The sequence below is a fragment of the Peribacillus sp. TH27 genome, assembly GCF_016650915.1.
GTDB lineage: Bacteria > Bacillota > Bacilli > Bacillales > DSM-1321 > Peribacillus > Peribacillus butanolivorans.
In genome coordinates this window covers 101,878-127,150 of record NZ_JAEKEV010000001.1, presented here as the reverse complement: position 1 = coordinate 127,150, position 25,273 = coordinate 101,878, and the positions used below count along the sequence as shown (strand labels likewise).

Below are 25,273 nucleotides of genomic sequence, written 5' to 3'. Positions count from 1 at the left end.
AGTTTTAGTATACTCTTATAATTCCAAGGGAGATGTAACGGATGAAGGAACGAGATTATTTAATTAAACCGGTATTAGGCCAGCAATATCCAATAGCTGCATCTGCAAAAGGCATATATATATATGATCAGGATGGTAAGAAGTATATTGATGGGTCGTCTGGAGCTGTAACAGTAAGTATTGGACACGGTGTACAGGAGGTTGTCAACGAAACCCTTGCACAGGCAGAAAAAATTTCATTTTCTTATAGATCACAATTTACCAATGAACCAGCTGAAAAACTAGCAGAAAAATTGAGTCAATTGGCTCCTGGAGATCTTAATTGGTCATTCTTTGTAAATAGTGGTTCAGAAGCGACCGAGACAGCGATGAAGATTGCTATACAATATTGGCAAGAAAAAGGACAATCACAAAAAGATCGCATTATATCTAGGTGGACTAGTTATCATGGAATTACAATGGGAGCATTATCCATGTCAGGACATGTATTAAGAAGACAGAGGTTTTCATCGATGTTAGCTGATTATCCTTCAGTGTCTGCCCCATACACTTATCGTCGACCTGATAATTTAACTGAAGAGGAATGGGGTCTTCTTTGTGCCCAAGAACTTGAAACGAAGATTAGGCGTATTGGGGAAGAACATGTTGCTGCATTTATTGCCGAGCCAATTATAGGTGCTTCTGGGGGGGCTATCACGCCACCATCTAATTACTATCAAAAAATCAAAGAGATTTGTGAGCGTTGTAACGTCCTATTTATTGCAGATGAGGTAATGACCGGAATTGGCCGTACTGGGAAGATGTTTGCAATAGAGCATTGGAATGTTACACCGGACCTTATTACTCTAGGAAAAGGAATGAGTTCAGGATACACCCCAATGGCAGCTACTCTGGTCAGTGATAAAGTTATGGAACCTATATTAAATGGATCTAAGTCTATTATAGGAGGCCATACTTATAGTGCTAATCCGCAATCAGCAGCAGTTGCTCTAAAGGTTATTAAATACGTTGAGAAACATCATTTGGTAGAAAAAGCAGAAGAACAAGGTATATATCTTATGAGTAAATTGAAAGCGCTTTTAGAGTCTTACGAAATGATTGGGGACGTAAGAGGAAAGGGCCTTTTAATTGGAATGGAGTTTGTAGCAGACCGAGAAAAGAAAAACCCTTATCCACCTGAATTAAATGTAACAAATAGGGTAATTAAACAAGCTTTTGAAAAAGGGTTACTTGTTTATCCAGCGTCAGGAGCTATTAATGGGATGGGGGATGCTATTATCATTTCGCCACCTTTGGTTATTACAAAAGATGAAATTGATAGTTTAGTAGATATTTTAGAAGAGGCAATTTCTGAAGTACAATGTGAACTCAGTATGGAGGGGAAGATAAATGCTACTGTACAAGTCTAAACTAGGAAAGGTAAGTACTTTAGAGGCAGCCCTTCAAAGAATTTGTGACGGATGCTCCTTAATGTACGGGGGATTTGGTGGTATTGGTACTCCCCCTACAATTGTAGATGGGATATTAAATAAAGGATGTAAAGAATTAAGCTTAATAGGTAATGACGCAGGTTTCCCGGACGTTGGGGTTGGGAGATTGGTTAGTTCAGGAAGGGTGAAGAAACTAATTACTTCTCATATTGGTTCCAACCCAATAGCCGGTCAATTAATGAACAAGGGGGAAATGGAAGTAACATTTTCTCCACAAGGAACGTTGATTGAACGTATTCGAGCCGGTGGTATGGGGTTAGGTGGTATTTTATCCGATGTGGGATTAGCCACGGTTGCAGAGGAAGGAAAGACACATATTACTGTAAATGGACAGGAATATTTGATCGAAACAGCATTAACTGCTGAAGTGTCTATAATCCATGCTTCAAAGGCTGATTATCTTGGTAATCTCGTATTTGAAAAAAGCGCACGTAATTTTAACCCATTAGTTGCTATGGCGGGGGATTTTACGATAGTTGAAGCAGATGAGATTGTTCAAGTTGGTGAACTTGATCCAGAATCGATTATAACCCCTGGAATCTTTGTGGATATGGTAATTCCAAGTGAAGGAGTGAATTGGAAATGGGTTTGGGAGTAGAAGATCGCCACCGTATCGCTAAGCGCGCTGCCCAAGAAATAGATAATGGAATGTTTGTTAATCTTGGAATAGGGATTCCTACATTAATTGCTGATTATATCCCATCAGATATTTCTGTTCAATTCCATGCCGAAAATGGAGTATTAGGCACTGGCTCGACACCAAAAAGGAGTAATATTAACCCCAATTTATGTAATGCCGGTGGTTATCCGTGTTCTGTAGTACAAGGGGCTTCCTTTTTTGATAGTGCTACTGCATTTGGCATAATCCGGCGAGGCCTTTTAGATGTTACCATTTTAGGAGCCCTTGAAGTAAGCGAAGAAGGTGACCTGGCCAATTGGATTGTTCCTGGAAGACTTGTCCCTGGTATGGGTGGGGCGATGGAGTTGGCTCAAAAGTCAAAAAAGGTAATTGTACTGATGAACCATACAAATAAACAAGGTAAATCAAAAATTCTGAAGGAATGTGCATTACCACTTACCGCCAAAGGCTGTGTTAGTTTGATCATCACTGAAATGGCTGTGATTGAGGTAACGCCACAAGGATTAGAGTTAAAAGAAGTTATGGAACCTTACACAGTGGAAGATGTAATTAAACATACAGATGCACAATTGAAAATACTTAAAACCGCTGAAAAGATTTAGGAGTGAAGTAATGGAAGATGCCGTCATCGTTGCAGGAGTTCGTACTGGAGTGGGTGCATTTGGAAAGTCACTTAAAAGTGCTTCCGCCACTGAAATGGGAAGACAAATATTGGTAGGTTTAATGGGTAAGACCACTCTTACCAAAGAGGATGTAAATGAAGTAATATTTGGACATGGATATGTACATGGTGGAGGATTAAATTCAGCTAGAATATCATCACAATTAGCTGGATTCCCAACAAGTGTTCCAGGACATGTTGTAATCAAGGCATGTGGTTCAAGTTTAAAAGCAATTACTAACGCGGCCTTAACAATTAAGTCCGGTCAAGAAGAGGTGGTAATTGCAGGTGGGGTAGAGAATATGAGTCAGGTCCCTTATTTAGTTAAAAATAGATGGGGGACAAAGTTTGGGAACTTTGAAATGGAAGATGCCCTATTAACTGATGGTTTAATTTGCTCGTTGGAAAATGAACATATGGGTATGACGGCAGAGCGCTTAACGCAAATTTACAGTATTTCCCGAGAGGAACAAGATGAATTTGCCTTTGATAGCCATAAAAAGGCAGCTCAGGCTATTGAAAATCATTATTTTGAAGAGGAAATTTTACCTGTTCAGGTCCACGGGATGAAAGAATCTTACTTTTTCAGGACAGATGAGTCTGTACGATCGGATATTCAGCTAGATAAATTAATAAATCTTCCACCAGTTTTTAAAACAGATGGGTCAATCTCAGCTGGGAATGCGTGCCCTATGAACGATGGTGCAGCAGCAGTATTAATGATGTCACAAAAGAAAGCTTTACAAAAAAGTATAAAACCTTTGTTAAAAGTGAAAGCGTTTTCTAGTGCTGGTGTGGAACCAGGTATTATGGGAATTGGACCTGTTCCTGCAACAAAAAAGGCACTAAAGTTAGCCGGATTAACTTTAGATGATATTGGTTTGATTGAGCTTAATGAAGCCTTTGCTGCACAGGCATTAGCTGTTATTAAAGAACTAGAGTTAGACTATTCAAAAGTAAATGTTAATGGTGGAGCTATTGCGTTGGGGCATCCAGTTGGAGCAACTGGTGCTAAGCTAACCGTTAGTTTAATGAATGAAATGTTACGTACCAAAACAAAGTATGGAATGGTGACGCTATGTATGGCCGGTGGAATGGGGCTTACCGTCATATATGAAAACCTAACACTATAACCGCATTAAAGCGAGGTGAACTGTATTGCAATTAATCACAGAGCAAATTCAAACATGGTTAAAAGAGCATTATGAAGAAGGTACAGAATTATTACAGCGACTTGTACAATCTCCTAGTATTTCTGAAAATGAGTCAAAAGCGCAATCAATAATCACAGAAGTATTGTCGAATATGGGGTTAAAGGTGGATGCCTGGGAGCCAAGTGGAAAAGAATTAACCGAAAGCCCCTACTTTTGCTCGTCAAGGGATGATTTTACTGGAAGTCCTAATGTTGTAGGTGTTCTACCCGGAACAGGTGGTGGCCGTTCTATAATCCTAAATGGACATATTGATGTTGTGCCTGAAGGTAATCATGAACAATGGACAGATGATCCCTATAGTGGAGCAATTAAGGAAGGAAAAATGTATGGTCGTGGTGTTACGGATATGAAAGGTGGGCTAGTCTCATTTCTTTTATCCTTACAAGCCATTCAACAACTCGATATTAAGCTTAGAGGCGACGTTATTTTTCAGAGTGTTATAGAAGAAGAGAGTGGTGGAACAGGGACCTTATCTACTATTCTAAAAGGCTATAAAGCTGATGCTGCACTAATCACTGAACCTACTAATATGAGGATTTTTCCTAAACAGCAAGGATCTATGTGGTTTAGGATCTTTGTCAAAGGACGATCAGCCCACGGGGGAACACGATATGAGGGAGTAAGCGCTTTTGATAAAGCAATGATACTAGTGGAGCAAATCAGGGCTTTGGAATCTACACGGAATCAACGTATTAATGATCCTCTTTACGAGCAAACCCCTATCCCAATTCCTATTAATATCGGAGTTGTTTCAGGAGGAAACTGGCCATCTTCAGTACCTGATTTGCTAAAAATAGAGGGAAGAATGGGTGTAGCACCTAACGAGAAGGTAGAAGATGCACAACATGAAATGGAGGATTGTCTACAACAATTATCAATCCTAGACCCATGGTTTAAGGATAACCCTCCTGGCTTAGAATGGTTTGGTGCTCGATGGCTGCCAGGGGAAATTGATCTTGAACATGATTTGATGAATACGTTAGTTCATCAATATAGAGAAACTACTGGTGAAGAACCAGTGATAGAGGCTTCTCCTTGGGGAACTGATGGGGGATTACTTACAGAAGTAGGGAAAATTCCAACAGTTATATTTGGACCAGGGAAAACGGAAATGGCACACTTCCCAGATGAGTATATTGAATTGGATAAAGTTTTTAAATCTGCAGAAATTATTGCATTAACGATAATTCAGTGGTGTAGTATCAAGGACAATATTTGAATTAAAGGAAATGCCATATTTAGTTCATGCATCAAATGACTGATTTTATTTAGGAGGGTGTTATGGCTGAATTAGATAATGAACAAGGTCTGAAAAGGGTAATGAAAAGTCGCCATTTATTTATGATTGCTTTAGGTGGCGTAATCGGTGCAGGGTTTTTCAACGCTTCAGGTTTTACGATTAGTCAGTCAGGCCCTATAGGCGCAGTTTTAGCCTATATGATGGGCGGACTTATTATGTATTTAGTTATGCTGTGCTTAGGGGAATTGACTGTAGAGATGCCAGTATCTGGATCTTTTCAAACTTATGCGACTAAATATATTCATCCATCGACAGGCTTTACAGTTGGGTGGATTTATTGGATTGGGTGGTCTTCAACCGTAGCGTATGAAATTATCATTATAGGTTCGCTGATGCAAAGATGGTTCCCGGATATTTCTCCATGGATCTGGTCGTTAATTTCAGGAATTGTACTATTTTCTGTTAATGCCCTTTCTGCGCGCAGCTTTGCAGAAACAGAATTCTGGTTCGCGAGTATTAAGGTAACCGCTATAATCTCGTTTATCTTAATTGGGTTAGCCGCTATTTTCGGTATTGTACCAATTGAGGGTGAATCAGCAGCTCCTTATTTTACGCACTTAACAGAATTTGGCTCCTTCCCTAATGGATTATTTGCAGTAGTTATTGCTATGATGGCTGTTAATTATTCGTTAGGTGGTACGGAACTTGTAGGAATTGCTTCTGGTGAAAGTGAAAATCCAGAGAAGACAATCCCGAAGGCTATAAACCAAACTGCATATCGAATTATATTATTCTTCGTTTTGTCAATAATTATCGTTGTTTCTATAGTACCTTGGCAACAAATCCAGCCAGATGCTAGCCCGTTTGTTACTGCTCTAGATAACATCGGTATACCATATGCAGCCGATATTATGAACTTTGTAATTATTACCTCATTACTATCTGTTGCTAACTCTGGTCTTTATACCACAACTAGGATGTTATACTCTCTTTCTAGTTCTAAGATGGCACCAAAATCCTTTCAAAAGTTAACAAAAAAAGGTGTGCCTTTACTTGCTTTAACGGCTAGTATGGGGATCTCCTGTGTGTCTATTCTTGTTTCAAAAGTAGCAGCTGAAACTATTTATACCTGGATTCTTTCTGTGGCAGGAATGGCATCCATGTTAGCTTGGATGAGTATTGCGGCATCTCAGTATTTTTTCCGCAGACGATATGTAGCTGAAGGTGGAAAAGTTAGTGATCTAAAATTCCGGACCCCACTTTACCCTTTAGTTCCTATCTTGGCATTTGTCTTTAATCTGGTTGTATTAATTAGTTTAGTGTTTGACGAAGGAACTAAGTTGACTATATATATTGGTGTTCCAGTAGCCATTGCTTTTCATTTAATATATATTTTATTTTTGCAAAAACGCGAAAAGAAAGATGTTGAGTCATCGGTTCAAGAGGATTATGAAAATGCGCGTATAATTAATAAAAGTTAAACACAAAAAGTGAACAATAAATAACAGATTATATGGTTCTGGTGCAAAAAGTTTAACATATTGAATAATTACTGGGGAAAAGCACACAGGTGTTGGCAGTTACTAGGATTTTAATTTACAAATGCCTATTCAATTGTCTTAGATTAACTCTCAGTCAAAAATAAATTTATTTTCCAAACCCATCGTCCAATTATTTCATTACAGAGCTTCCTAGAAACACTAATTTATTTCAATCACAAATAGAAAATCTTATAATCTTTGACGAGTTTCTTCTATATTTTAATAATCAATCGTCTTGAGGAACAAGCATCTAATCACCTACCTGTTAAAGTTCTTTCCAACATCCGATAAAGTCTAAGTTCCGATAACTATTTTTTATCGGAACTTAGGGTTTTTGTCTATAAAATAATGAAGGTAGGATGTAAGGGAAATCTATTATCATACATAGTAGACTTAATCTTCGATGGTTCAATGTCTACCCATTAAAAGGTGAGAGGTTTACTGTTTTTAAAGTTCGCGTTAAATTCTAATTTAACGAATATATATATACTTAGAAACATAAGTTTGGTATAATTATCCTAAGAGGTTAAACTGAAGATAATAAAATAGATATAATGAATGATTTTTAAAGATACCAACTACCATATAAGAAGGTGTATGTTTATGAAGAATTTTACTCTAATTAATAAACTTAAGAATGAATTAGACCAACTCAGACCGCTTCCACCAGAAGCTGTTAAAAATCTTTATGAGGTTTATCGTGTGGAATGGACTTATAATTCAAATGCAATTGAAGGAAATACTTTATCACTTATTGAGACAAAAATTGTGCTTGAAGAAGGTTTAACTATAGGTGGTAAAAAACTTCAAGAACACTTAGAAGTTATTAATCATTCAGAAGCAATTGATTTTGTTGAAGAGTGTGTAAATAAAAATCAACCTATAGATGAAAGTACACTCAAAAATATCCATTACCTTGTTTTGAAAAATATCGACAATAAAAATGCAGGACAGTATCGCCAGTTTAATGTTGGTATTTCAGGTAGTAAACATACGCCTCCACATTTTCTTCAAATTCAAGATGAAATGAAAGACCTATTCAATTGGTATGAAGAAAAGCAAGATGAACTGCATCCTGTAGAATTAGCAGCATTATTTCATTTTAAGTTTGTGTATATACATCCCTTTTCTGATGGGAATGGACGAACGGCAAGACTTTTGATGAATTTAATTTTAATGAAGAACGGCTATCCTCCTGCTATTGTTAAAGCTGAAAATGAACAACGAATAAGGTATTATGAAACGTTAGAAGCAGCAAGTGTGGAACAAAATGTAGAACATTTTATTGATTTAATATCTGAATGTGTTGAAGATAGCTTAAAGAAGCATTTACATGCAATTAGATAAAGAAAATTATCTCTAATATTAGAAGATTATAAGATCATTACATCTAAAGTTAACCATAATTATATTATGGTTAACTTTTCGTTAAAATTGTATTTAACGCGAACATTCTACATTTTTCGACATAAGGAGTTTTATACATGGCTTCTGCAAGAGAAACACTTATACATGAAAAACGCTTAAACACTCACCTGGCATCTATGCCAGAGTACGTCGTTGAGTTTGTTCAAGCCAAAAAAAGAGCAAAATACTCCTCTTCTACCCTGCTTGGATACATACATGAGTACAAAAAATTTTTCGAGTGGCTGCAGCACGAGGGAATCTCAAAAGTGGATCACATAAAGTATATTCCTCTACCTGCCTTAGAAAATCTCACAAAAAAAAATGCTGAGTTTTATAAGGAATTTTTAGAAGAAGAAATCATTTCTGAAAAAGACGACGTAATAAAAAAACGGTCAGGTAATGCCGTAGCAAGAAATATTAATGCGATCAAATCACTCTTCAATTACCTTACGACTGAAACTGAGGATGAAGAAACAGGGGAATGTTATTTTTACCGGAATGTATTCAGCAAGGTGAAATTAAATAAAAAAGATGAAGATACAACCAGCCGCCGCGCAAAAAAAATAAGTTCTATTATACTGAATGACAAGGAAATCAATGAATTTCTAGATTACTTAAAGAATGGATATGAGAATCCACTCAGCCCGCACAAAAAAGGCTCTTTTCTTCGAGACAAGGAAAGAGATATTGCGCTTATTAGCATGATGCTTGGTAGTGGTGTTCGAGTTAGTGAAATTTCCTCCCTTACGTTCAAAGACATTAACTTTCAAAAAAAGCAATTAGACATTATTCGTAAAGGCGGTAAAGCGGATACAGTAGAAATCCTAGATTCTGCTTTGAATGACCTAAAGGAATATCTCCGAATTCGAGAAACGCGATATCCTGGAGCAAATAGTACCTCATATGTTTTTGTATCTAAATATGCCGGTACGGCAAGACCGATTTCAGTCAGAGCCATTCAAGATTTAGTAACTAAATACACAATTGCTTTTAATTCACAGGAAGAATTCTCTTCAGGGCAAGCTTTGAGTCCGCATAAATTAAGACATACTTTTGCAAGCGAATGGATAAAAAACGGTGGGAATCTCATTTTACTTCGTGACCAATTAGGACATAATTCAATTGAAACAACACAGAAATATACGAACTTATCATCCAAAGAGAGTAAAAAAGTAATGCATGAAATAGAAAAGGCACGTGATCAGACAAAAAACTAACAACCTACATTAATCAGCGACCACAAGTATTTGATAAAAGTATTGGATCCGTCCCAAACTGTGAAAAAAGTGGTGAGGTATAATTATGTTTGAAATCGTAGTTAAACTTAAGAGTGATTGGATTGATTTGTCTGGTGTGCCAGATGTGGAATTATTCAAGGCACTGTCTGAGTGGTCAAATGGTAAAGAGGACGTTATTAAGATTAAAAGTCTTTCGTTCAAATCTAAAGATATTATGAGTATTACTATCAATAGATAATTGAACAGTACGAATAAACTAAGCAGTAAAATGATTAGAGACCTGGATAATAATCCAAGGTCTCTCTTCTATTTCCTTACCTCTTCATTTAATTATGAGTCCTCATAACAAGAACTCAATGCTTTACTAAATTGGGATTGTCTATGTCCTGCTAATCTTACTCATTTTTAAATATGAGGTTTTTGATGCTCATAACAATAAATACTACCTTTAAACCGCTCCTTATTTAACAAACAAAGACCTCAACTTTACCAGATACTGCTCTTCCACAAGTCATACATGTCGCTATTTTAATTTGGCTTTCATTGGTTGCCTTAATACTTACCTTCGTTTTTAACATCTCAACATGCTTTTTTCTTATATCTTGGTCTGATATGTTACTCTCCTCTAACACATTGTACATATATAAAATATCATCATCAGAAAATATTGGTGATTGATGCTGTAATTTTAAGACACTGAGCTTCATCTCTGGCAGCATAGAGGTCAGTATTTATCTATGTATTGTTAATATAAGCAATCTATTTAAAACCCTCTATACTTAATAAAATTAAAGAGCCTTACAAAAAAGCTCTTTAATCACTGTTACATCTCTAATTTATCTTTCCTTACAAGTAGTGAACAGCACTCCACGTGCCCAGAGTGTATGTGGCAACACATAGGAGGCTGGTGAGACCATAACAAAAAATCCCCCAAACTCTTATTCTGGGGGAACATAAAAACGCACCTCAATATTCTTCTAAAATCCGCTAAAAATATTGATTCCTGCGGGCGGATCCAATTATATACTTAGTAAATTCCCACCGAATCAAATCCGGCAGCAGCTGCAGCCTCTTCCTTGCTGCCTTCACCATAAATATCAATTGCAGACTGAACAATAGCCTTACGAGCGTCACTAAAATCGGAATTTGGCGTTAAATAAACGCTTATTGCACGATAGTAGATTTGTCCTAACTTGTGCCTTCCAATTTCTTGACCAATCAAGTATGCAGCGTGGTTTGTAATCGAGGAGTTAACATGGACACCGCCGCCATCTACCGAAGTTGGCATGTGATAAAATTCATCCATATGAGCCGGATAGACTCCACTGCCATATGCAGCTCTTTCCGCATTACTTACTACAACACTGTTTGGATTACTCAAGCTGCGCAATCTCGTTACACCGTCAGCTTTAGCAGCTGGTGCCATAATATCCTCACCCATTTCCCAATCATCGTCGTCAACAAGTGCACCAAAGACGTCAGCAAATGATTCGTTTAGAGCTCCAGATTGATTGCGGTAAACTAAATTTGCTGTATGAGTGATGACGCCATGAGTCATTTCGTGGGCAGCAACGTCAAGACCGGCTGATAGTGAAATAAAGAACTCACCGTCACCATCCCCATAGGTCATCCAACGCCCATTCCAGGATGCATTGTTGTAATTATTGCCATAGTGGACCTTAGAAATGATTGCCATTCCTTCACCGTCAAGAGAATTTCGGCCATGCTCATTAAGGTAATAATCATATACCTTTTCCGAATTATAGTGTGCATCGACAAGAGCCCGATCATAGTCGCCGATAAATGCAGCAGAATTCCCCACATATAGAGTATCATTACTGGAACTATTATCATTTTTAGCATCATACGTAAGTATTCCATCAAGACCATTATGAGAGTAATCAGCTAACGCAAACTGAGTTCCAGATTTAGGTTTCTTCACTTGGGTAATATGTAATTCCCTGTGAGCACCATGTACCCCTTTTCCAGCACCTTTTTGTGTTTTCATTTCATCAGCATGCATTAAACCATTATACTTATCGATGATTTCTCCCGTGTTTGCATCCACAAAGACAAACCAGTTGCCAGGCTCATCCCCCATGAAGTTAACATTCACTTTATAAGCTGTATGATTCTCTCCTTCAAAAGGATAGACTACAAGCTCAGAAGTTGGCTCATACGTTAGCTCTTCAGGGGCATTGACAGATGATAGTGCCTGCTTTAGTGCTGCATCACTGCTTAAGGAGGCAGTCGTGTCCACCGCATCATCGGCAATCGTCTGATTTACTCTTCCGTTGACGGATACGACTTCATTATTCTTATTAAAATGAACAATAACTTCGGATCCTTCTACGTTCACTCCATTTATTGATTGATTAAAGCGAACGTTGGTCATACCGAGTTTATCTTTTTGTGAATCTTTTACTTTTAGGTTTTTATCTGGATTTTTAATTCCGGTTTTACCTTCGTTTTTCTTTAAATAATTTAGTGCATTGGAAGGGTTGCTAGAAGAGAATTTCTCAGCAAATCGCTCCTTCACAAAAACAGGAACGCTTGCCTTCTCATTCCACTTTTTAGAAGCTTGTACACTACTAGCCACCTTCGAATCAACCGGCTTCGCAAATACATTACCGACTGGGATAGAACCTACCAACAACGCTGACGATAGAACTGCAGGAACAATAAACTTTTTCTTCAATATCGATACCCCCCATTTTTTTCCATTGACTTTATTATAGATTAATAAAAGTTAATTTACATGAATATTTGGAATTATTTTAATTTTATAAAAAATATTAAGAATAATCCGGATGCTATCTTATGGTAGGTACAATTTACCACTCGACATGGTGATGAAATTAAATTTTCTTTTCGAATACTTCTAAAACTGTAACTTTGAAATAAGGAATGATCAAAAGGTCTCCTGGCCCTATATTAGCGTAAATAAAAAGAACCCATTTTGAAAAAAGATTGATCAAAATAGGTTCTTCTATTTAAGAGTAATGTTATGTCATACGTACATTTAGAAAATTTGTTCCGGGTGTTTGATAGGTTAAATTTAAACCTAAAGCTATGTTTTTTCACTCAGTAAACTCCTTTTTACTGTTTCACAAAACAAATCCTAATAATGGGCTGAACCAATTTTATGTCTATTTTCGTAGATTCAGATATAGTAGCCAACTCGAATCAGTTCGAGAAGAGTGTTTTCCCAATTGAATGTTGTAGGTAGGATAGTCTATTCATTGATTATGTGACCAATTTAAAATCAAACATCTCAAAAAATGCTAATATATTGTGAGAAATTTTGTTAAATCCATTTCTTAAATAATCAGGAATGGATTTATTATGGATTTGTTTTTTTGTTACGGTAGGCAATCATTACGTCTAATATCAGGAATTACCCATGCAAGGTGACATCCATTATTCAAAAATCATCAATTTTATGAAAAGTTTACCTTTATATGTCTAATTTTTGATGATGAGATTCGCTCTACAGCAAAATTAACTTTTGTTTTATGGATAATGTCATTTGATTTAATATAGAAGCTTTTAGAAACACACTATTTTAAGAGATATCTTATTGTATATCTCTTAAATCTGAATCTAGGACTTAGATTTATTTACAAAAAGTCTAAGTTCCGAAAATAGATAGTTATTGGAACTTAGACTTTATCGGCTGTGAAAGAACCTTAGCTGGTAGGTGATTAGATTCTCCTAACTGTCACCCCAATGATCATATTTTATCTCAGAGAAATTACCTTTTAAAACGTAAAATTCCATTGTTTTATCCCCTTTTTCTTAGGTTTAGCCCTATATCACTAAGGTTAGCGTCTAATTCCATCTGATTCAAGCTACCTTAATTCTCTTTTTTAGTATCCAATTTTCAATCATACTCTTTCCAGAACACATTCCCTTTGGTAGGTCATATAAATATTTAGGATCTTGAAAACCATGGTGAACTTCGCATATAACCCGTATAGGTTTTTAAATCCCTTCAATGCGAAGGCAATTCGAACCCCCGTAGTCAAGCTTTTGAGCAGAGGCAGATACCTTAACGGCGATTTTAAACCTCCTTCTTCATTTACTCTAAAAGCAGTCATTATATATCCCTACTACCTCGTCATTTAACATAACCTCGGTAGACTATTAATGAATTAACCCCCCCTAATTTAAGGATGAAAAAGGCTAATATTTCTTACGCGAAGGAAACACCGACCTTTAGTTTTATTGAGTAAGAGAATGAGTGTAAACTTTCTGCTCACAATGATAAGGTATAAGCTAACTTCTTAAGAAAGTAATTCTATTTTTAAGAATCTTTAATATTGTATTCCGACATTTATTAATAGTCAGGAGTGGCTACTTTTCCAGTAAATATTTGGACACCTGAACTAGACCCTATTCTAGTTGCCCCTGCCTCTACCATAGCTTCTATATCTTGAAGGTTTCGGACACCCCCTGAAGCCTTCACTCCGATATTTGGTCCAACAGATCTCCTCATTAAAGAGACATCCTCAACAGTGGCTCCATGCAAGGAAAAACCTGTTGAAGTTTTAACAAAGTTGGCACCAGCTTTTACCGATAATTCACAAGCTCGCATTTTCTCTTTATCTGTTAACAAGCAAGCTTCTATAATCACTTTCACTATTGTCTTCTCTTTCACCGCTTCAACTACTGAACGTATATCGTGTTCGACAAGTTCATCATTTTTATCTTTCAAAGCCCCTATATTTATGACCATGTCGACTTCTGTTGCTCCATTCTCCAGTGCATTTTTTGCTTCAAACGCTTTTGTTTCAGGAGTATTCGCACCTAATGGAAAACCAATGACCGTACAAACCTCTACATCCGTGTCATGTAAGATTTCCGCTGACTTCGCTACCCAAGATGGATTCACACATACGGAGGCAAATCCGAATTGTTTTGCTTCTTCGCATAACTTAATAATGTCTTCTTTCTTGGCTTCTGCTTTAAGTAAAGTATGATCAATCAATTTTACATAATTCAATTCATTCATCTCCATTATTTTATTTCCGCGAATTTTTTCGAATCGTCCACATAGTTCGTTGCATTTTTTTCATCAATTAATCCTGTATCTGCATTCATTACTTTTTCAACGTCTTCTCCATTTCCTGTTTTGATTGCTGTTTGGATAGCAAGTGTCCCAAGGGAAATCGGATCGTTGATAACTGTTGCATGAAACGTGCCTGCTTCAATTTTTTTCACGGCTTCCATTAACCCATCGATTCCAACAATTTTAACATCTTTCAGTTTTCCTGCCTGCTCTAATACTTTCATTGCCCCAAGTGCCATATCGTCATTATGAGCGTATACCAGTTTTACATCCGGATGAGCCTGCAGTAAATCCTGCATAGATGAAACGGCTTTTGCACGTATATACTCACTGTAAGGACCTTCAATAATCTTAATTCCCTTTTCTTTCTCTACAACTTCATGAAATCCATCATGACGAGCCTTCATAACTGTGCCACCAGCGTCCCCTTGTAATTCAATAACCTTACCGGTAGCTCCTTTACCCCCTAGAAGCTCGACAGCTTTTTCACCAGCAAGACGACCCATTTCTACATTATCCCTGCCAATATAAGAAACGACGTCTTCTTTTGTTTGACGATCCACTGTGATAACTGGTATACCCGCTGTTTCAGCTGCTTTTAAAGCGGGTGCTACAGCTGATGGATTGACCGGATTAATGAGCAAAACATCGATTCCTTTTGTAATAAGAGATTGCACATCTGTATTTTGTTTTTCTATATCATTTTGAGCGTCCACTACGATTAATTCGGCGTTCTCTTTTTTAGCTTCTGCTTTAGCTCCATCAACCAATGATGTATAAAAAGGAGATTCAAGAGTTGCTTGGGAGAAACCAATCACTAATGATTCACCACCTCCATCTTTACTTGTGTTTGAACCAGAGTCTTTTGCTGCACCGCCTCCACATGCCGTTAACGTAAACGTAAGTGCCATTGCCACTAAACCTGTCATCCACTTTTTCTTCAAATTAAACACCCCTTATTTTTTATTAATGATATATTGGTTCATAATTAATGCTAGTACAATGATTAAGCCCATAAATATAGATTGGTAGTAAGATGATAAACCTAACAGGTTGAAGATATTGACGATCATGCTCATGATCAGCACACCAATGAATGTTCCACCTATGCTACCTTTTCCGCCCATAAGGCTTGTACCACCTATGACAACTGCCGCGATAACATCTAACTCAAGACCAGTACCAGCCGTTGGTTGTCCGACGGTTAGCCACGCGCTCATGAGAATGCCGGCCACTGCCGCTAACAACCCTGCGATTACGAAACACCATGTAACATACTTCTCGACTGGAATACCCGAGAGTCTAGATGATTCTTCATTTCCGCCTACTGCATATATTTTTCTTCCGAATGTTGTGTATTTTAAAACCACCAGGGCTACAATCGTTAAAGCAATCCAAACAATCGCGGTGAATGGAATCTTTCCAAAAACATTCCCGCCCAATGCTGTAAAGCCTTCCGGGAGATCGTATATTGGCTCTCCATTTGTTGATAGTAAGGCAAGTCCTCTTGCACTTACCATCATGGCAAGAGTTGCGATGAAGGCCGGAACTTTAAATTTAGTGGAAACAAATCCATTTACGAAGCCCAAGAAGGCTCCTGCTATAAGTGTAATGACTATGGCTAGTATAGGATTCATTCCTGTACCGAGCAAAATCGATACTAACATGCCTGTTAGCGCTAACACTGCTCCAACAGATAAATCAATACCAGCAACTAAAATGACAAACGTCATTCCAATACTAACGATTCCTACAAAAGAAGACTGTTGAAGAAGATTCAGTAAATTTTGTACAGAAAGAAATTGATCAGATAGTATGCTGCCAATCAGGATGAAACCTAAAAAGATAAAGAAAAGATTATACTTCTTTAAAATATTCTTAATTGAAAGGGATTTTGTTTGCTTTACTCGAGCTACTTCTATATTTGCATTCATAGTACGCCTCCTTTTGTATTAACCAGATACGGCGATATTCATAATTTCGCTTTTATAATTGGAAGGGTGCGAAAATTCCTTGATCAACTTACCTTCAAACATTATCAGTACCCTGTCACAAACGGTGAGTAATTCTTCAATTTCTGATGTTGCCATTATTATGCTAGTCCCTTGATTTGAAAGTTCCTTCATAATGCCATAAATTTCGTCTTTTGCTCCTACATCGATTCCTTGCGTAGGTTCATCGAATAGTAGAAGTTTGGATTCATTAATGAGCCACCTGGAAATTATGACTTTTTGCTGATTGCCCCCGCTTAGGTTCCTCATGGGCACATCACTACCGCTTGTTTTAATATTTAATTTCTTAATCATCTCTTGCATAACCATTTTCATTTGCTGTTGTTTTACAAAACTCCGCTTAGAAAAGGTGTGAAGGGAAGGCAGAAATGCATTTTCTAAAATGGACAAGTCCAGGTTAGCCCCTTCAGTTTTTCTATTTTCCGGCACAAGTCCCATGCCAGCATCCACTGCTTTTTGTGGAGAGGATATACTCTTTTTCATCCCATCCATCATTAGTTCCCCTGCTTGTATCGGATCTGCTCCGTATATCGCTCTTAGTAATTCCGTCCTTCCAGAACCTACCAGTCCGTATAAACCAACGATTTCTCCTTTACTTACTGAAAAAGAAACGTCTTGTATTTTATGATTTGTAAACCCTTTCACTTTTAAGAATTCTTCCCTATTTGTTTCTGTATGGACCTTATCCCTTTTTTCAATAGAACGTCCGGTAATGTGGCGGATTAAATCAGGCTGTGCGAGATTCTTCATCTCATCTGTGATAACCCATTTTCCATTTCTAAGTACGGTTACCCGGTCTCCCACAGCGTATAATTCTTCGAGTTTATGAGAAATATAAACAATCGTATACCCTTGTTTTTTTAATAGTTTAATAACATCATATAGTTTTAACACTTCATCATTGGACAATGCAGTTGAGGGTTCATCCATGATTATTATTTTGCATTCAGCTGCTATGGCTTTTGCGATTTCCGTCATTTGTTTTAAACCCATACTGGCCTTAGATGTTTGCATGGTAGGTGATACAGATAATCCTAGTACAGAAAATAGCCTTTTTGCCTCTTCATTAATCTTTCTCCATTTTACAAAGCCTCCATTTGGCTTTAGATAGTTTCCAAGGAAAATATTTTCTGCTAAACTCAATTCTTCTACTAGGGAGAGCTCCTGATAAATAGTTGAGATTCCAAGAGACATACTATCAACAGGTGTTTTAATTGTTACCGGCTTTCCTTCTAATCTTATCTCGCCTTCATCTTTTGTATATACACCTGATAAGATCTTCATTAAAGTAGATTTTCCAGCTCCATTCGCCCCAATTAGACAATGTACTTCTCCTTTTTTAAGAGTGAAGTTTACATTTTGCACCGCTTTCACACCTGGAAAAGATTTAGACACTTGCTTCATTTCGAGTATGTTGCTCACTCTGGTCACCCCCTCCATTTTTCAATCGTTTCATAATAGGAAATAATACCTGATTTAAATGTAAATAGATTTCAAATAACTTATCGTATTTTTTTGTTTTCTCCATATCTGGGTAATAGGTTTTTTCCATCTCTACCATAGATATCGACGCATCCTTCAAGGTGGGGTGGAATCCTAGACCGTATGAAGCGATAATGGCTGCTCCTTTTGAACCGGTTTCAATATCTTTAGGAATCGAGATTGGAAGTCCAATGACATCACTAATGATTTGCATCCAGCAAGCATTGTGTGTTCCACCACCCCCTGCAATGATTCTTTCAACTGGGATCGAAGAATGATTCATGGTTCGGATTACATTTTTTGTACCAAACGCAATCGCTTCAAGAATGGCTCTATAAATGTGATATTTGTTATGTGATAGTGTAAGACCAACAAAGGCACCAGTAGCATATGGCGTCTTATATGGCGTTCGATTCCCTTTCCAACTATCTAAAACGAGCAACCCTTCACAACCTGGATCAATCTTATTAATTTCCATTTCAAGTTCTTTGTAAATTTCTTTTTTGTCCGTCCGGTGTCCATAAAACTCTTGTAGAAACCATGAAATGATAGATCCGCATGATAATTGACCACCTTCAAGAAGCCAGTGTTCCTCAAGAAGCGGTGAATCATAAGGACCCCAAAGTGAATCATTAAAAACTGGTTTATCGTGGTGCATTAAGTGAACAAAACTTGTACCTGTAATCATACTGAGCTGACCAGGCTCAAGAGCCCCTGAGCCAATCATACCGATATGGGCATCAATGCCTCCTTGAAAAACCGGTATTCCTGTAACCAAGCCTAAATACTCCGCTGCATTGGATGTTATGTTACCCACTTGATCACCGACACTCAGAACTTTTGAAGGCCAGTGTTCAGTAATGCCTTCAAGACCAATCTCCTTGAAGAAGGATTCAGAAAATCCTTCTAGTCGATCAACATAATTCCATTTACAGCTGGCGTTACATTTTGATGCCACAAGCTCTCCTGTTAATTGATAATTGATCCAATCAATTTGTTCGACGATTCTTTTGCCTGTTAAGTCATAATGCTTTTTCAACCATAAGGATTTTGTAGTCATCCACTCAACTGATGTTTTCTTGCCAGAGAATAGCAGATGATTTTCCACTTGAAAATGCTGATTACTATTAATCTCTTCTTCTTCGGCTGTAGCCCGCTGATCCATCCAGCATTGTGCTGGGGTTGTCGGATTCAAGCTTTCGTCTGTTAAGACAACGGTTGAAGAGGTAGCACAAAGCGATATCCCTTTTATCATTTTTGAATCGACCGCTTGAGTAACGTATTGCATGGCCTTCTGCAGCGCTCCCCACCAGTCGTTCGCATTTTGTTCGGAATACCCATTTTTTCTATGGTATGTTGGATAAGAAGCGCTTGCCGTATAAACATGCTTTCCTTCTACTGTGTAGACACCAACTTTTAAAGACTGTGTTCCAAAATCAATACCTAGTACGATATCGTTCTTCATAATTATTCTCCGGGGTAAAGCAAAATTTTATTAAAAACAATTTCTTTGTTTTTTATTTTTTTAAACACGGCTGGTGTTTCGTCTAAATCAAAACGATGGGACACAATTTCTTCGGTTTTGATCTTCCCTTGTGCCATACTCTCAATCACATATGACCATTCCTTACCAGGGAAGGGATCGGAAAAAGAATTCCAAGAGCCGTGAATACCAATTTCATATCGTAATAGACGATCAACTGTTTTAGCAGATAGGGTTAATGGCTGATTAGAGATTCCAAGAAATACAACACGTCCCATTTTCCCAGTAATCAAGACCGCTTGATCTTGTGCAATCGGAGAACCTGATGTATCAATAACAAAGTCCACGTGAGTATCCATTAATACCTGCACTATATTTTTCTTTTTCGAGTTGACTACCCGATCTGCTCCTAGCTTTTTAGCAATTTCAAGTTTCTCCTCGAAAATATCAACAGCAATAACTTCTTTTGCACCCATTTCACGTGCAAATTGCACGGCAAACATTCCAATCGCTCCAAGTCCCATAACTACAGCTGTATCACCTTTTTTTAGGTTTCCTCTCCAAAGTCCATGAACTGCATTTGCAGCCGGATCAACCATTGCTCCTGCATCGTACGATATAGTATCTTCAAGCTTCAGGATATTAGCTTTTCCTACTTTAATGTAGTTCGCCATTGCACCATCTGTTCTTGAACCGTAATAGTTGTATGTGTCACATAAACCAAATTTTCCTTGTTTACAATAAACGCACTCCATACAAGGTTCTAACGGAGCAATAGTTACACGATCTCCGACGGACCATTCCGAAGCATCTGATCCACATTCTACAATCTGTCCTGAAAATTCATGACCTAGTGTTAACCCTTTATAGTAAGCACCTTTTGTTAGTGCTCTAGGAATATCTGATCCACAAATTCCGATTGCCTTCACTTTAATTAATACTTCTGTTTCCGAGATTGACGGTAATTCTACTTCTTCTACCTGTAAATTACCTGGCTCGTACAATTTGACTGCTTTCATGATTTTTCCCCCATTTAAATTAAACTATTTCTTTTGCTAATTCTTCATCTATGAAAAGTACGTTTACATACCCTCCATTTAAAGCCCCTTTTACACTCCCGGCTTTTGCCTTGCCTGCAGCTAAGGCGATTGAAAACTCTTTATTTCGTAATTCTTCTAACTCTAGCCCAATGGTTCGTTTGTTCAAGTCTTTATCGACAATTTCCCCCACCAACGAGAAATATCTTGAACAAATATCGCCTACTGCTTTTTGATTCATTAATGTTTCGTACGAATCTCCTTTAAAATACCCACCTTTATAGAGAACTGATTCATATGACACATTCCCGATTCCAAATACCGCAATATTACTTTTTTTACCGAGATTTAATACTTGTTCAATACTAGAATCTGTCATAATTGAATCAGCTATAATCGAAGTATCCACAATGGATGGAACGGGTAAAAGATAATGGTCGGCAGAAAACGCCTCTGAAAACTTTTCAAGCAGCGCCCCTGATCCTGTGGAAAAGTTACTCTTAGCTATTCCCCCATTTAATTGAACTATTTTCATAAAGGGTAATTTTTTTTCCTTTAAATGAGGAATAACGTAACTCATGGATGTCCCCCAAGAAACACCTAAAATCGAGTGACTCTCACAGATTTCATATAAATATCCTGCAACCGCTTTGCCTATATCATTTTGAATGAGTGGGACGTCATCTACATAAACCGGTAAAACGAACACTTTTTTTAATTTATACTTTTCCTTTATCTTATTTGCTAACTCCTGAACTGAGTTGAGTGAGTAATTTATTTTGACATCAATAATCCCCGCTTTAAACGCCGCATCAATAATCCGGCTTATTGTTGGTCTTGAATAGCTTAGTTTTTCTGCTATTTCCTTCTGTGTAAGATTCATCTCATAATACATCTTTGCTATTACAATCATTTCTTCATTTGAGTACATTTCATCCTCCCTTCTGAGAAATTATGTTCACTCGTTAAAATTAATTTCATATTTAGATTATAAGTAATTTTCTGATAAATGAAAACGCTTTATATATTTTTGAACATAATTTCAATTGTGTTTAAATAAGAAACAACTCTTGTTTATTAACACGAAATTTTTATATTGGCAAAACCAAGTATCAAAAAAAGCAAGCAAACATGGTTTGCTCACCCATTAGATTTATTGTTATTTAATGTTGTACAGTATTTGATCGATAGCAGGCGTTGTTTTGACTTTACCTGTTTTAAAGGTCCTTCCAAGTTCGCCGTAATCCTTGTGGTAATAATAGTAAGTAGTTCCAAATTCATCAGAATACCACTCTTTCACAACAATAACATTCTTAAGACCATTGATACTTGCATTCGTTTCTACTACTTGACGAGTCGAACCGTACTCAACTTTCCATTTGTCGTTCTTTTTGACAGGAAATTTAAGCGACGGGTATTTCTTGTTCTTTTTGTACATAGATATGAAATTTATATTATTTCTATGATCCATAAGCATTTCTCCTACTTTATACAAACCTTTTCTGTCTATATATCGAATTACGATCATATCGTTTTCGTTCTTTAACTGTACGAAGTTCCCGTCAAAATATTGAAACAAATCATAAAAAGCAGAAACAGAATTCACACCATGGTAATAGTAATTTAATTTCTTAGCGGGTAAGAATCCTAATTTATTCGCCACCTTTTTATGTAGCAAATTTTGAGAACAATGTTTCTTTTAACTCAAAAAACGTCGGAACTTTTTCATTTAACCAAGATGGATGGGGAAATGTAGGGATTCTGACTCTTCAAAAAGACTCCATTAAAATGACGATCAAATGACTAGACAGCAGCATAGGGGCTACGGATACTACAACTTTACCCATACATACAAAAAGAATTTCTCTACATTTAACACAAAGTTGAAGCCTAAGACTAAAATTTTTTCCCTGTCCAAGACTAGCCTTAATTTTACCTTTGTTTTCACTAGAAAAGGATAGTTTAAATTTAAACCTAAAGCCATGTTTTTTCACTCAGTAAACTCCTTTTTACTGTTTCACACAACAAATCCTAATAATAGCTGAACCAATTAAAAGTCTCCTTTCGTAGGTTCAGATATAGTAGCCAACTCGAATCAGTTCGAGAAGAGTGTTTTCCCAATTGAATGTTGTAGGCAGGATAGTCTATTCATTGATTATGTGACCAATTAAAAATCAAACATCTCTAAAAATGCTAATATCATTTTATATTACGGAAAATTTTGTTAATAATTACTTAAATAGTCAGGTTTGCCTTTATTATGGATTTGTTTTTTTGTTCAAAAATACAGTAGGCAATTATTACATGGAATATCAGGAATTACCCATGCAAGTTGAAAGTTAAAATTTAACCCATTATTCAAAACTCCATCATTAAGGCATAGATTATCTTTATATTTCTAATTTTCAAATGCTGAGATTCGCTCTACAGCGGAATTAACTTTTGTTTTATGGATAATGGTTCATTCGTTTTAATATAGAAGCTTTTAGAAACACACCATTTTACGAGATATCCTATTGTATATCTCGTAAATCTACATCTCGTATTTTGAGTTATTACAACAAATCTAAGTTTCGATAACATATAGTTTTTTGAATGAAGCCAATAACTCCTTTCCTCAATCAAAATCACTTTAGTAGTGATGAGAATTTTTGCTCTACCCACTTACTCATACTGATTCCTTCTTGTTCAGCTAACTCTGTTATACTTTCTAATAGATCAATGGGTAATTCCAAACTAGTTTTTCGATAAGAACTTCGAAAAATCAGGTGACCCTCTTCATTATAGATGTCTCCTTTTATTAAAAATGGCAGGATATCAGCCGCAAAGAAACCCTTTGTCGTTAATGGTCTTTCCCCTGCCCGAATGAAGAGTAGGATCGTGTGATCCTGTTCCCGCAATCGTATGTTTTCCATTCCCCATGTTTCATATAAATAGTCCACGAATGGATAAAAGACAACGGCATCCTTCGGAATTTCTAGCTGTACATAGCCTTTATACTCCAAAGTGGATTGATGAATGGGATAGACCGGCTTTAACTGATACTCCCTTATCCCTTCTTCAAATGGTAACCATTTGAAGAAGGGATAAGTAAAAACCCCATCCATTGTCCTTATTCCGTATAACACGTGCTTCAGGCACCTTGCTTGAATGGAATTTCTGAAATAAAACGATATCTTGACTAGAATGATAATACTCAAATCGTTTTGGGCGTTGGGATTCAGATGGTTTCAGTATACCGGCCGCTTCTTCATATGCTGTTTATACCAACTCCTTCGACAAGAGGATGTCTCCGCATAAATTAAGACATAATTATGCTACGAATCTAGCGGAGCAAACCAATGGGGATTTACCTTTAATTATGGCTCAATTGGGGCACATCTCATCTGATACTTCCCTTCTTTATATAAATACGTCACGGGAAAAGGCTCGAAAGGCCGCCGAGCTTTTGGATAAGCGTAGGTAGAAGTGAATTTTTGATTTGATAGTATGAAAATGTACTATACTGGCAGTTAAATGCTAACTCTCAAAGCTAATAATCCTTATCACTTCAATTTTTGAGTCTAAAGCTGTACAGTGGTTTCACTTCACTTACCGGCTTATATATGACAGGAAGACCTCTTTCCAGAGAAACTGGGAGGAGGTCTTTTTTTGTCTTTTAAGGTTTGGTATCGAGGAGTTTATGCTGTCTCAAAGGGTGAGCTTCTTAAAGATATAACCCCCTTGCACTGTATTATAAGATTCCCTTTTTATATAAGTAAATCTTACTTACATAACGAATAATTTCCGGACATATAGGTCGTTTTTTCTGAATGATACATCATTGAACCATAAAGTTTAGTGAGTTAACAGTTTCGTTCATTTCAGTTAACAATAAAAAAAGCCTAGAGGCTCTTTTCCCCTAAGCTCTATATACGGTATAATTTTTTACGTTCAGCTAGTGGTATGAACTCCATAAGTCCAGCTAGTTTACCATCTTGAAAGGATAGTAAAAGCCCAAATTCGCCTTTCCTTAGCCCCATTATCAGTAAATCATCATATTAGCTATGATTGACTGCGTTTCCCTATCTCATAACGAGAATCCTTACACTTAAACACTATGCCTTCTAATTCTTGTTGCTAGGCCAAATCAAAGTATGCAGAACTATACACCTTCTATAAATTTAACTTTTACTACTAAACGTGTATCCTGGCTGATAATTTCATCCAGCAGTGCTTCCCCTCTATTAAAGTAAGAGCGGTGCATCCTTTACATTTCTTATAAAAATTATTTATAAACCGGATAAAGTTGTGACACCACACCCTTTGTTGAGCAAAATAAAAAAACCGATTTCCAAGTAGGAGAATCGACCTTAAACATTTGGTTTAGTTATTTTGTTCCTCAGCTGTTTGATGTTTGATTAACTCCCTTTGTTTTTCTATTAGCTGTTCTATTGCCACTCCAATAGGATCATTATCTTTGTATTTCGCTCTTCTATGGATTTTATATTTCTTCCGAGCTTTGATTATATAGCAATGGATTATTTTGTTTATTGGTCGCTAAACTTTTGCTTGTCTCTCCATGTTGTTTTATTAGCATTTTAATAGGAGCAATTTTCTTTTTCTCTGGTTCTTCCGTAGTTTTTTTTATTTGTGCAAGGTATCGGGAGTTTTGTATTTCATTCATTATTTCTACTCCCTTTCATTTTTTATTTTTTTATTTAATACCTTACCTTGCCCTACCATAATTCACATTATTGAAAAGTTATTTCGACTCC

21 protein-coding genes are annotated in these 25,273 nt (G+C 36.8%); 10 read left to right on the top strand and 11 right to left on the bottom strand.

Features of this window, described 5'->3' with window-relative positions; all coding sequences use genetic code 11:
* The first annotated feature begins 41 nt into the window (after positions 1-41).
* The 9 genes from JFU24_RS00650 to JFU24_RS00610 all read left to right on the top strand — a co-directional run bounded on the left by JFU24_RS00650 (position 42) and on the right by JFU24_RS00610 (position 9,669).
* Positions 42-1,409: an aspartate aminotransferase family protein gene (locus tag JFU24_RS00650; protein ID WP_201249276.1), complete on the top strand. Its 1,368-nt coding sequence runs from the start codon at positions 42-44 to the stop codon at positions 1,407-1,409.
* Positions 1,390-2,088 (top strand): CoA transferase subunit A, encoded by a 699-nt coding sequence (locus tag JFU24_RS00645; protein WP_201249275.1) that lies wholly within the window; start codon positions 1,390-1,392, stop codon positions 2,086-2,088. The genes JFU24_RS00650 and JFU24_RS00645 overlap by 20 nt, the downstream gene beginning before the upstream one ends.
* Positions 2,073-2,732 (top strand): 3-oxoacid CoA-transferase subunit B, encoded by a 660-nt coding sequence (locus JFU24_RS00640; protein ID WP_201249274.1) that lies wholly within the window; start codon positions 2,073-2,075, stop codon positions 2,730-2,732. The genes JFU24_RS00645 and JFU24_RS00640 overlap by 16 nt, the downstream gene beginning before the upstream one ends.
* A 10-nt stretch (positions 2,733-2,742) precedes the next feature.
* Positions 2,743-3,924, top strand: coding sequence for a thiolase family protein (locus JFU24_RS00635; protein WP_201249273.1), 1,182 nt, complete (start codon positions 2,743-2,745; stop codon positions 3,922-3,924).
* A 25-nt stretch (positions 3,925-3,949) separates the two neighbouring features.
* The gene (locus JFU24_RS00630) at positions 3,950-5,224 is read left to right on the top strand and encodes a peptidase (protein WP_201249272.1); all 1,275 of its coding nucleotides are present in this window, start codon (positions 3,950-3,952) and stop codon (positions 5,222-5,224) included.
* Positions 5,225-5,286: 62 nt separating this feature from the next.
* Complete coding sequence (locus JFU24_RS00625; protein WP_201249271.1) at positions 5,287-6,726, top strand: amino acid permease; 1,440 nt, start codon at positions 5,287-5,289, stop codon at positions 6,724-6,726.
* A 663-nt stretch (positions 6,727-7,389) separates the two neighbouring features.
* On the top strand, positions 7,390-8,133 hold the full coding sequence (locus JFU24_RS00620; protein ID WP_201249270.1) for a Fic family protein: 744 nt from the start codon (positions 7,390-7,392) through the stop codon (positions 8,131-8,133).
* A 137-nt stretch (positions 8,134-8,270) separates the two neighbouring features.
* Positions 8,271-9,410, top strand: a complete 1,140-nt coding sequence (gene xerS, locus JFU24_RS00615; protein WP_201183956.1) for a tyrosine recombinase XerS — start codon at positions 8,271-8,273, stop codon at positions 9,408-9,410.
* Between the two features lie 85 nt (positions 9,411-9,495).
* On the top strand, positions 9,496-9,669 hold the full coding sequence (locus tag JFU24_RS00610) for a hypothetical protein (protein WP_201249269.1): 174 nt from the start codon (positions 9,496-9,498) through the stop codon (positions 9,667-9,669).
* Positions 9,670-10,458: 789 nt separating this feature from the next.
* On the opposite strand, the gene JFU24_RS00605 is transcribed toward JFU24_RS00610, so the two are convergent.
* From JFU24_RS00605 to JFU24_RS00560, 10 genes are all read right to left on the bottom strand, one after another.
* A complete protein-coding gene (locus JFU24_RS00605; RefSeq protein WP_201249268.1) occupies positions 10,459-12,129 on the bottom strand; it encodes a M4 family metallopeptidase in 1,671 nt (556 codons plus the stop codon).
* A 1,641-nt stretch (positions 12,130-13,770) separates the two neighbouring features.
* Positions 13,771-14,436 (bottom strand): deoxyribose-phosphate aldolase, encoded by a 666-nt coding sequence (deoC, locus tag JFU24_RS00600; RefSeq protein WP_201249267.1) that lies wholly within the window; start codon positions 14,434-14,436, stop codon positions 13,771-13,773.
* 14 nt (positions 14,437-14,450) lie between these two features.
* Positions 14,451-15,446 carry a substrate-binding domain-containing protein gene (locus JFU24_RS00595; protein ID WP_201225527.1) on the bottom strand — a complete coding sequence of 332 codons (996 nt, stop codon included), beginning with the start codon at positions 15,444-15,446 and terminating at the stop codon, positions 14,451-14,453.
* A gap of 12 nt (positions 15,447-15,458) precedes the next feature.
* On the bottom strand, positions 15,459-16,436 hold the full coding sequence (locus JFU24_RS00590) for an ABC transporter permease (protein ID WP_201183945.1): 978 nt from the start codon (positions 16,434-16,436) through the stop codon (positions 15,459-15,461).
* A gap of 18 nt (positions 16,437-16,454) precedes the next feature.
* Positions 16,455-17,936, bottom strand: a complete 1,482-nt coding sequence (locus JFU24_RS00585) for a sugar ABC transporter ATP-binding protein (protein WP_201183941.1) — start codon at positions 17,934-17,936, stop codon at positions 16,455-16,457.
* Positions 17,902-19,461 (bottom strand): FGGY-family carbohydrate kinase, encoded by a 1,560-nt coding sequence (locus tag JFU24_RS00580; RefSeq protein WP_201183938.1) that lies wholly within the window; start codon positions 19,459-19,461, stop codon positions 17,902-17,904. Before JFU24_RS00580 ends, JFU24_RS00585 begins: the two co-directional genes overlap by 35 nt.
* Before the next feature lie 2 nt (positions 19,462-19,463).
* Complete coding sequence (locus JFU24_RS00575) at positions 19,464-20,498, bottom strand: galactitol-1-phosphate 5-dehydrogenase (RefSeq protein ID WP_201183935.1); 1,035 nt, start codon at positions 20,496-20,498, stop codon at positions 19,464-19,466.
* 19 nt (positions 20,499-20,517) lie between these two features.
* Entirely contained in the window at positions 20,518-21,447 is a 930-nt protein-coding gene (locus JFU24_RS00570) for a sugar-binding transcriptional regulator (RefSeq protein WP_201249266.1), read from the bottom strand.
* A gap of 228 nt (positions 21,448-21,675) precedes the next feature.
* The gene (locus JFU24_RS00565; RefSeq protein ID WP_201249265.1) at positions 21,676-21,987 is read right to left on the bottom strand and encodes a hypothetical protein; all 312 of its coding nucleotides are present in this window, start codon (positions 21,985-21,987) and stop codon (positions 21,676-21,678) included.
* Positions 21,988-23,143: 1,156 nt separating this feature from the next.
* Positions 23,144-23,644, bottom strand: coding sequence for a hypothetical protein (locus JFU24_RS00560; RefSeq protein ID WP_201225521.1), 501 nt, complete (start codon positions 23,642-23,644; stop codon positions 23,144-23,146).
* Between the two features lie 107 nt (positions 23,645-23,751).
* On the opposite strand from JFU24_RS00560, the gene JFU24_RS00555 reads away from it, so the two are divergent.
* Positions 23,752-23,982: a tyrosine-type recombinase/integrase gene (locus JFU24_RS00555; protein WP_313889464.1), complete on the top strand. Its 231-nt coding sequence runs from the start codon at positions 23,752-23,754 to the stop codon at positions 23,980-23,982.
* A 1,017-nt stretch (positions 23,983-24,999) separates the two neighbouring features.
* Here the strand turns inward: JFU24_RS00555 and JFU24_RS00550 are convergent.
* Positions 25,000-25,182, bottom strand: a complete 183-nt coding sequence (locus tag JFU24_RS00550; protein WP_201249264.1) for a hypothetical protein — start codon at positions 25,180-25,182, stop codon at positions 25,000-25,002.
* Positions 25,183-25,273: the final 91 nt, after the last annotated feature.

What these genes read in the sequence shown, in the direction of transcription:
- JFU24_RS00650 (WP_201249276.1), top strand. Translation starts at nt 42, where the DNA reads ATGAAGGAACGAGATTATTTAATTAAACCGGTATTAGGCCAGCAATAT.
- JFU24_RS00645 (WP_201249275.1), top strand. Translation starts at nt 1,390, where the DNA reads ATGCTACTGTACAAGTCTAAACTAGGAAAGGTAAGTACTTTAGAGGCA.
- JFU24_RS00640 (WP_201249274.1), top strand. Translation starts at nt 2,073, where the DNA reads ATGGGTTTGGGAGTAGAAGATCGCCACCGTATCGCTAAGCGCGCTGCC.
- JFU24_RS00635 (WP_201249273.1), top strand. Translation starts at nt 2,743, where the DNA reads ATGGAAGATGCCGTCATCGTTGCAGGAGTTCGTACTGGAGTGGGTGCA.
- JFU24_RS00625 (WP_201249271.1), top strand. Translation starts at nt 5,287, where the DNA reads ATGGCTGAATTAGATAATGAACAAGGTCTGAAAAGGGTAATGAAAAGT.
- JFU24_RS00620 (WP_201249270.1), top strand. Translation starts at nt 7,390, where the DNA reads ATGAAGAATTTTACTCTAATTAATAAACTTAAGAATGAATTAGACCAA.
- xerS (WP_201183956.1), top strand. Translation starts at nt 8,271, where the DNA reads ATGGCTTCTGCAAGAGAAACACTTATACATGAAAAACGCTTAAACACT.
- JFU24_RS00610 (WP_201249269.1), top strand. Translation starts at nt 9,496, where the DNA reads ATGTTTGAAATCGTAGTTAAACTTAAGAGTGATTGGATTGATTTGTCT.
- JFU24_RS00590 (WP_201183945.1), bottom strand. Translation starts at nt 16,436, where the DNA reads ATGAATGCAAATATAGAAGTAGCTCGAGTAAAGCAAACAAAATCCCTT.
- JFU24_RS00580 (WP_201183938.1), bottom strand. Translation starts at nt 19,461, where the DNA reads ATGAAGAACGATATCGTACTAGGTATTGATTTTGGAACACAGTCTTTA.
- JFU24_RS00575 (WP_201183935.1), bottom strand. Translation starts at nt 20,498, where the DNA reads ATGAAAGCAGTCAAATTGTACGAGCCAGGTAATTTACAGGTAGAAGAA.
- JFU24_RS00570 (WP_201249266.1), bottom strand. Translation starts at nt 21,447, where the DNA reads ATGTACTCAAATGAAGAAATGATTGTAATAGCAAAGATGTATTATGAG.
- JFU24_RS00565 (WP_201249265.1), bottom strand. Translation starts at nt 21,987, where the DNA reads ATGGATCATAGAAATAATATAAATTTCATATCTATGTACAAAAAGAAC.
- JFU24_RS00550 (WP_201249264.1), bottom strand. Translation starts at nt 25,182, where the DNA reads ATGAATGAAATACAAAACTCCCGATACCTTGCACAAATAAAAAAAACT.